A 7,040-nucleotide genomic window follows, 5' to 3' on the forward strand; every position below is an offset into this window, starting at 1 on the left:
GAACAAAATATGCACATGGTCCATATCGTGATTCCATTCGACCAAGGAAATATTGTAATTTTTACCCAATCTCACAAACATATCTTTTGCATAGTCAGATATGGTATCATCAATCACTTGTCTGCGATATTTTACAACCAGCACAAGATGATAATACAATAGGAACACTGAATGGTTATTATTGTCTAATTTCATTGATACAACAGCCTTTCATTTTTCTAAAACTGATTATATCATAACACACAAAAAAGAGACAATTTTAGGCTATACCTAACCGAAATTCATCTCCCACTTTCACTTCGTTTAGAAGTGGGAGACTTCTTTCGGAAAGATGTTAAAATAAACCGTTAAATTTTTGTTGGCGCAACGCTTCATACACTAAAATAGCGGCGGTATTCGACAGGTTTAATGAACGGACTTTATCATTCATCGGAATGCGCAGGCAACGGTCCATATTCGCTTCAAGCAAATCTTTTGGCAATCCTGTCGTTTCACGCCCAAACACAAAAAAAAGATCTTTTTCGGTATCGCTAAAATCGAAGGAATCATAATATTTTTTACCAAACTTCGTGATAAAATAAAACTCTCCGTGCGGATACCGCTCAAATAACTCGTCTAGCGAATCATAATAAGAAATATTGACATACGGCCAATAATCCAGTCCCGCACGCTTTAACATTTTATCATCTGTGGAAAAGCCAAGCGGACGAATCAAATGAAGCGCCGTATCTGTCGCCGCGCAAGTGCGTGCAATGTTCCCCGTATTTGCTGGGATTTCCGGTTGATATAATACTACATGTAGTGGCATATCGATTCACCTCAAAGCAATATTGTTACTTTCGATCAATAATATGAAAAAACTTATAGCGAATATTAGGCGTGTACGCTGTGGAATCTTCATACGACCAATAGCGCATGCGGCTATTCGTTGTATGAGCGTTCACTAACGGCATTCCGTTCGCATCCTTCGCCACGACAATCGTTGAGTGATCAAAGCGGCCGTCTCCTTGAAAATCATAACAAATAACATCGCCAGCCATCAACTGTTCTGGTGATGATACTTCAACCGTTTGCAAGCCAACGCGTGTTCCGCTTAAGTACCAACGGAAAGAATGGGCCACTGCCCAACTATAGCTCCAATTGTTTTTTTTGCACCACCAGCCCTTTGCACGATTCGGATATCCAGTCATCGGTGCTCCACCTGCGTACACGCATTGGGAAACAAAATTCGTGCAATCTACTTCAAACCGCGGAAACGCTGGATTATAGCTGTTCCACCACGTTTCGGCATAACGCACCGCCCTTGCCCGATCATATTCATAGGAAATTCTTTCATCCACTAACATCTCTCTTTCTAAACGGGGGTGAACCGTTTCCGATTCTACGGCGGCGATTTTTTCATCCTTGACTAGCTCTCCACGTTCAAAATACGCTCTTCTTTTCTCGACCTGTTCCTCTACGTACATCCCAGCGCCATGCTTTACTAAAAACCGATAATGCGCCAAGTAGGCGAGTCTTCCCTCTTTTTCCATTACGTGCTTGCTTATAATTTGACTGTTAATCGTGCAACGGACAATTTCTGCACCTCGTCTCTCGAATAGCCGTCGCTTTCTTGCCACCGCTTCTTCTACATTGCGTTCGTCTTCAGACACGAAAAGCTGCGCTCTTTTTTCTAATAAACATTGTAGCTGTTTTTTCACCATCGCTCACCACTTTCGCTTTTGCTTTGCTATTCATTTTACGTTAGAGGCGAGCGGTTTTTTCCCTTTTCCTCATTCTTCGAACACAATAACTGCAATCCTTTTTGTATTTCAGAAAGGACTTCCGGATCTTTTTCCATTCTGCTTGCTTCTTCTAAATCAGACACAACACGCGTATCGCCTATTTTTCCAAGCGCCCATGCTGCCGTTCCACGAATGACGGGACGGCTATCTTCTTTTAATAACTTGAGCAAATGAGGAACCGCAGTTTTGTCCTTATAATGCGCTAACGCCAAAATCGCATTCCGCTGAATCGGTTTTTTCCCGCGCCATGCACCGGCAAGCGAACCGAACTTTTCTTTAAACTCTCGGTTACTTATATGCAAAAGCGGAATTAATTTCGGCTTCACCACTTCAGGGTCCGGCTCCATTTCCGGATGGATATGGAAGTCTTTTCTTTTATTTTCAGGACAAACCATCTGACACGTATCACATCCATATAATCGGTTTCCAATTTTATCGCGAAATTCATCGGCTAAAAAACCTTTTGTTTGTGTTAAAAACGAAATGCATCGCTGTGCATTCAACTGTCCCCCCTGCACAAGCGCTCCCGTCGGGCAAGCATCGATACATTTCGTACACGTTCCGCAACGGCTTTCAATCGGTTCATCCGGAGGAAACGGAATATTGGTGATCATTTCTCCTAAATAAACATAAGAACCAAACTCCGGAGTAATAATAGAACAATTTTTTCCACTCCAGCCAATTCCAGCTCGTTCGGCAACAGCTCGATCTGCCAGTTCCCCTGTATCTACCATCGATTTCATTCTAGCATGCGGAACTCTCTCTAAAATAAATGCCTCTAACTTTTCAAGGCGTTCCCGCAAAACATCATGATAATCCTTACCCCATGACGCTCTGCAAAAAATTCCTCTTCTTTCCGTCTTCGTACCACGTGGAGCATTTTTCATTTTAGACGGATACGCCAAGGCAATCGCAATAATAGATTTTGCCTCTGGCAAAAGCAGCGATGGGTTGGTTCTTTTCTCAATATCCGGCTCTTCAAATCCTGATTGATACCCTAACTCTTGCTGGCGACGAAGCCGTTCCTTTAACTCGACAAATGGATCAGCGCTAGCAAAACCAATTTTATCAATACCGATCGTTTTGCTATATTCGATAATCTCCTGTTTCAACGCTGCCGCATCCAACGTTTATCCTTCCTTTCGCCAAAGTTCGAAATCTATGCTACAATAAAGAAAAAAATTTTAGAGGTGAAAAAAGATATGGACATTGCTGTTTCCGAAGCGATAAAACTAACCATCCCTGAATTTAAAATCGGTGTGATACTTTATAATCATATCGTCGTCGATGATTCTCCGCAAATGTTAAAAGGAAGGCTCCAATTATTTCAAGAATCTATTTACTTTGATTTACAGGAAACCGCTGTTGCCGATATTCCCGAACTAGCGGAATGGCGCAAAACCTTTAAAGCGATCGGCACAGACCCTAGCAGATATCGCCCTTCATCAGAAAGCTTATACCGACGTGTCCAAAAGAAAAATTTTATCCCAACTATTCACTCGGCAGCTGATGTGAACAATTTCTTTTCCCTATATTATAAAATTCCGATTGGCATTTACGATTTAGATAAATTGGAAGGACCGGTTACCATTGAGATTGGGACAGATCAAGACGAATATACCGCCATCAATGGGCGCACTGTCAACTTTTCCCGCAAACTCGTATCAAAAGACATTCATGGACCATTTGGCAGTCCAATTGTTGATTCGCAGCGGACAGCTGTTACAAAAGACACGAAAAATGCTGTTCAAATTGTATATTTATTGCCATCTATGACACAAGAGCAATGTAAAAAACTGCTGCAGTCAATGCAAAACATGTTCTTACAAATTCACGGAGGAGACGCTATGTTTCAAATTGTATAAAAATAAAAACGCAATGCCTCGTTCTTTTTAGAAACGAAACACTGCGTTGTCCCCAAAAAAATTGATGGAGCGGGTGATGGGAATCGAACCCACGACATCAGCTTGGAAGGCTGAGGTTTTACCACTAAACTACACCCGCACATTATTTTTTTATTTTTTTAATCTGTGCACAATACGCAACTATCCATGCCTCTTCCTCTACGAGCTTGTTCAAAGAAGTCAAATGCGTCGAGGCAACTCGTAGTGGATTCACAGATGCTTTGCTCGTGGCTGAGGTTTTACCACTAAACTACACCCGCACATTATTTTTTATTTTTTTAATCTGTGCACAATACGCAACTATCCATGCCTCTTCCTCTACGAGCTTGTTCAAAGAAGTCAAATGCGTCGAGGCAACTCGTAGTGGATTCACAGATGCTTTGCTCGTGGCTGAGGTTTTACCACTAAACTACACCCGCATATTATTTTTTTAAACTGTACACATCCGAAACTGCCTGTCATGCCTCTTTCTCTACCAGCTCACTCAAAGAAGCCAAATGCGTCAAAGCAACTCGCGCGGATTCACCATGTTTTGCTCAGCTGTTGTTTCGCTACTAAACTACATCCGCCTCATGCGATTTTTGATTCCATATGCAAAATCAAGTTTACCTATACTATAAGTTAACGTCAATGATTATAACAAAGGATCCATTATATTTCAACTATAATTACGAAAAAATTCGACAAATTTCGTTTTCCATATTGGAACACATTATGATCAATAAAAGAATAAAAGCACCAGTTTCCCGGTGCTTTTATGACCCGTACGGGATTCGAACCCGTGTTACCGCCGTGAAAGGGCGGTGTCTTAACCACTTGACCAACGGGCCACATTCGATGGCGGAGAAGGCGGGATTTGAACCCGCGCGCCGCAAAACTGCGACCTAACGGTTTAGCAAACCGTCCCCTTCAGCCACTTGGGTACTTCTCCGTATGGCTCCGCAAGTAGGATTCGAACCTACGACCTACCGGTTAACAGCCGGTTGCTCTACCGCTGAGCTATTGCGGAATAAAGAAACATGTAGCTATTTTGTTACAAAACACGTATTCGAACTTTCCCTCTGCCCCTTCCTCTACTAGCACCTCTAAGGTGTCGGATGCGTCGGGGCAACTCGCAACGGATTCATAGATGTTTTGCTCGTCGCTGAGCTATTGCGGAATAAACTAAAACATGTATCAATCTATCTCTTTCTCTTTTTCTGCCACTACTACCAAAGTATTAAATATACCGAAGTAACTCAAAGCGAAGAACACAATCAAATATGCAAATATGCAAGCAAGAGGGACAATCATCTAACTATAGTTTAACTCACAATCAAATAATATGCAATATGGTGGGCCTAAGTGGACTTGAACCACCGACCTCACGCTTATCAGGCGTGCGCTCTAACCAGCTGAGCTATAGGCCCAAGAAAGCGGGTGATGGGAATCGAACCCACGACATCAGCTTGGAAGGCTGAGGTTTTACCACTAAACTACACCCGCATGACAAGGGCGACTAGTGGGAATCGAACCCACGCATGCCAGAGCCACAATCTGGTGCGTTAACCACTTCGCCATAGTCGCCACATCTGGTGCCGGCTGCAGGACTTGAACCCGCAACCTACTGATTACAAGTCAGTTGCTCTACCAATTGAGCTAAGCCGGCACATGTACACATCTAAAAGAGTAAGTGGTGGCTCGGGACGGAATCGAACCGCCGACACAAGGATTTTCAGTCCTTTGCTCTACCGACTGAGCTACCGAGCCATTTTTTATTGATGCTAGTTTTACTGTGGCGGTCCCGACGGGGATCGAACCCGCGATCTCCTGCGTGACAGGCAGGCATGTTAACCACTACACTACGGGACCAATATGGTTGCGGGGGCAGGATTTGAACCTGCGACCTTCGGGTTATGAGCCCGACGAGCTACCGGACTGCTCCACCCCGCGACGATAGCAATTAAATTATACTTGTGGCGGAGGAGGAGGGATTCGAACCCCCGCGCGCCTTACGGCGCCTCTCGGTTTTCAAGACCGACCCCTTCAGCCAGACTTGGGTACTCCTCCATCACAATAAAGGATATGGTGGACCTTGTAGGATTCGAACCTACGACCGGACGGTTATGAGCCGTCTGCTCTAACCAGCTGAGCTAAAGGTCCATTACACAATGGCGGCGGGGGGGATCGAACCCCCGACCTCACGGGTATGAACCGTACGCTCTAGCCAGCTGAGCTACGCCGCCATAAACTAAATTGCAATGGTGGAGCCTATCGGGATCGAACCGATGACCTCCTGCGTGCAAAGCAGGCGCTCTCCCAGCTGAGCTAAGGCCCCCCTTTTCTAAATCGGGAAGACAGGATTCGAACCTGCGACCCCATGGTCCCAAACCATGTGCTCTACCAAGCTGAGCTACTTCCCGCTTCCCAGCGTTCGCTAAAATGATTAGCGCGCTCGAGAGGATTCGAACCCCTAACCTTCTGATCCGTAGTCAGATGCTCTATCCAATTGAGCTACGAGCGCATATGCCGAGGGCCGGACTCGAACCGGCACGGTAGTTACCTACCCCAGGATTTTAAGTCCTGTGCGTCTGCCAATTCCGCCACCCCGGCGATCACTGGAGCGGAAGACGGGACTCGAACCCGCGACCCCCACCTTGGCAAGGTGGTGTTCTACCACTGAACTACTTCCGCACTTCAACATGAAGTGCGGGTGGAGGGACTTGAACCCCCACGCCAAAAGGCGCCAGATCCTAAGTCTGGTGCGTCTGCCAATTCCGCCACACCCGCAACTAAAAAGTGAGCCATGGAGGATTCGAACCTCCGACCCTCTGATTAAAAGTCAGATGCTCTACCTACTGAGCTAATGGCTCATGTAGTTAAAGGAAGACACTCATTGTTTTTTCGATGCCTCTTCCTCTGCCAGCGAACCCAACGATGTTAGATGCGTCGAGGCAACTCGTAGAGGATTCATGGAAGCCTAGGCTCGTTGCTCTACCTACTGAGCTAATGGCTCATATTATTACAGTGCCGGCTGCAGGACTTGAACCCGCAACCTACTGATTACAAGTCAGTTGCTCTACCAATTGAGCTAAGCCGGCATAAAAAGTAATTATTTCTACAATTCATTCTAGGTTCTTGATTGTGCTAAATCGAAATAACAAACATTTATATAATGGAGGATGACGGGATCGAACCGCCGACCCCTTGCTTGTAAGGCAAGTGCTCTCCCAGCTGAGCTAATCCTCCATCAAACTGCCTAGCGACGACCTACTCTCGCAGGGGCGCTGGCCCCAACTACCATCGGCGCTGGAGAGCTTAACTTCCGTGTTCGGAATGGGAACGGGTGTTTCCTCTCCGCTATTGTCACTAG

General features: G+C 45.3%; 5 protein-coding genes, 23 tRNA genes and 1 rRNA gene. 1 reads left to right on the top strand and 28 read right to left on the bottom strand.

Annotated elements, in window-relative coordinates; translation table 11 throughout:
* From tnpA to queG, 4 genes are all read right to left on the bottom strand, one after another.
* Positions 1-195 (bottom strand): IS200/IS605 family transposase (tnpA, locus tag BM278_RS17425; protein ID WP_143093478.1); only part of this gene is annotated, 195 nt, incomplete at its 3' end.
* A gap of 139 nt (positions 196-334) precedes the next feature.
* Entirely contained in the window at positions 335-808 is a 474-nt protein-coding gene (gene trmL, locus BM278_RS17430; protein ID WP_090952332.1) for a tRNA (uridine(34)/cytosine(34)/5-carboxymethylaminomethyluridine(34)-2'-O)-methyltransferase TrmL, read from the bottom strand.
* 25 nt (positions 809-833) lie between these two features.
* Positions 834-1,700 (bottom strand): amidase domain-containing protein, encoded by an 867-nt coding sequence (locus BM278_RS17435; protein WP_090952341.1) that lies wholly within the window; start codon positions 1,698-1,700, stop codon positions 834-836.
* A 38-nt stretch (positions 1,701-1,738) separates the two neighbouring features.
* Positions 1,739-2,911, bottom strand: coding sequence for a tRNA epoxyqueuosine(34) reductase QueG (queG, locus tag BM278_RS17440; RefSeq protein WP_090952335.1), 1,173 nt, complete (start codon positions 2,909-2,911; stop codon positions 1,739-1,741).
* Positions 2,912-2,986: 75 nt separating this feature from the next.
* Between queG and BM278_RS17445 the strand changes: the two genes are divergently transcribed.
* On the top strand, positions 2,987-3,649 hold the full coding sequence (locus BM278_RS17445) for a B3/B4 domain-containing protein (RefSeq protein WP_090952338.1): 663 nt from the start codon (positions 2,987-2,989) through the stop codon (positions 3,647-3,649).
* Between the two features lie 65 nt (positions 3,650-3,714).
* On the opposite strand, the gene BM278_RS17450 is transcribed toward BM278_RS17445, so the two are convergent.
* The 24 genes from BM278_RS17450 to rrf form a co-directional block, all read right to left on the bottom strand.
* Positions 3,715-3,788: transfer RNA gene (locus BM278_RS17450), tRNA-Gly, on the bottom strand.
* 658 nt (positions 3,789-4,446) lie between these two features.
* Positions 4,447-4,518, bottom strand: a tRNA-Glu gene (locus tag BM278_RS17455).
* A gap of 8 nt (positions 4,519-4,526) precedes the next feature.
* Positions 4,527-4,619 (bottom strand) — tRNA-Ser (locus BM278_RS17460).
* A 3-nt stretch (positions 4,620-4,622) separates the two neighbouring features.
* A tRNA-Asn gene (locus BM278_RS17465) sits at positions 4,623-4,697 on the bottom strand.
* Between the two features lie 323 nt (positions 4,698-5,020).
* A tRNA-Ile gene (locus tag BM278_RS17470) sits at positions 5,021-5,097 on the bottom strand.
* A gap of 5 nt (positions 5,098-5,102) precedes the next feature.
* Positions 5,103-5,173 (bottom strand) — tRNA-Gly (locus BM278_RS17475).
* 8 nt (positions 5,174-5,181) lie between these two features.
* A tRNA-His gene (locus tag BM278_RS17480) sits at positions 5,182-5,254 on the bottom strand.
* 6 nt (positions 5,255-5,260) lie between these two features.
* Positions 5,261-5,336: transfer RNA gene (locus BM278_RS17485), tRNA-Thr, on the bottom strand.
* A 25-nt stretch (positions 5,337-5,361) separates the two neighbouring features.
* Positions 5,362-5,437: transfer RNA gene (locus tag BM278_RS17490), tRNA-Phe, on the bottom strand.
* A gap of 26 nt (positions 5,438-5,463) precedes the next feature.
* A tRNA-Asp gene (locus BM278_RS17495) sits at positions 5,464-5,539 on the bottom strand.
* A 4-nt stretch (positions 5,540-5,543) separates the two neighbouring features.
* Positions 5,544-5,620: transfer RNA gene (locus BM278_RS17500), tRNA-Met, on the bottom strand.
* A gap of 24 nt (positions 5,621-5,644) precedes the next feature.
* Positions 5,645-5,737: transfer RNA gene (locus BM278_RS17505), tRNA-Ser, on the bottom strand.
* 16 nt (positions 5,738-5,753) lie between these two features.
* Positions 5,754-5,830, bottom strand: a tRNA-Ile gene (locus BM278_RS17510).
* Positions 5,831-5,839: 9 nt separating this feature from the next.
* Positions 5,840-5,913, bottom strand: a tRNA-Met gene (locus BM278_RS17515).
* Between the two features lie 16 nt (positions 5,914-5,929).
* Positions 5,930-6,005 (bottom strand) — tRNA-Ala (locus BM278_RS17520).
* Between the two features lie 11 nt (positions 6,006-6,016).
* A tRNA-Pro gene (locus BM278_RS17525) sits at positions 6,017-6,090 on the bottom strand.
* 27 nt (positions 6,091-6,117) lie between these two features.
* Positions 6,118-6,191: transfer RNA gene (locus BM278_RS17530), tRNA-Arg, on the bottom strand.
* A gap of 3 nt (positions 6,192-6,194) precedes the next feature.
* A tRNA-Leu gene (locus tag BM278_RS17535) sits at positions 6,195-6,280 on the bottom strand.
* A gap of 6 nt (positions 6,281-6,286) precedes the next feature.
* Positions 6,287-6,361, bottom strand: a tRNA-Gly gene (locus BM278_RS17540).
* Positions 6,362-6,375: 14 nt separating this feature from the next.
* Positions 6,376-6,457 (bottom strand) — tRNA-Leu (locus BM278_RS17545).
* Positions 6,458-6,467: 10 nt separating this feature from the next.
* Positions 6,468-6,540 (bottom strand) — tRNA-Lys (locus tag BM278_RS17550).
* Positions 6,541-6,695: 155 nt separating this feature from the next.
* A tRNA-Thr gene (locus BM278_RS17555) sits at positions 6,696-6,768 on the bottom strand.
* Between the two features lie 75 nt (positions 6,769-6,843).
* A tRNA-Val gene (locus BM278_RS17560) sits at positions 6,844-6,916 on the bottom strand.
* Between the two features lie 8 nt (positions 6,917-6,924).
* Positions 6,925-7,040: ribosomal RNA gene (rrf, locus tag BM278_RS17565) — 5S ribosomal RNA — on the bottom strand.

Source organism: Parageobacillus thermantarcticus, from assembly GCF_900111865.1.
GTDB lineage: Bacteria > Bacillota > Bacilli > Bacillales > Anoxybacillaceae > Parageobacillus > Parageobacillus thermantarcticus.

What these genes read in the sequence shown, in the direction of transcription:
- trmL (WP_090952332.1), bottom strand. Translation starts at nt 808, where the DNA reads ATGCCACTACATGTAGTATTATATCAACCGGAAATCCCAGCAAATACG.
- BM278_RS17445 (WP_090952338.1), top strand. Translation starts at nt 2,987, where the DNA reads ATGGACATTGCTGTTTCCGAAGCGATAAAACTAACCATCCCTGAATTT.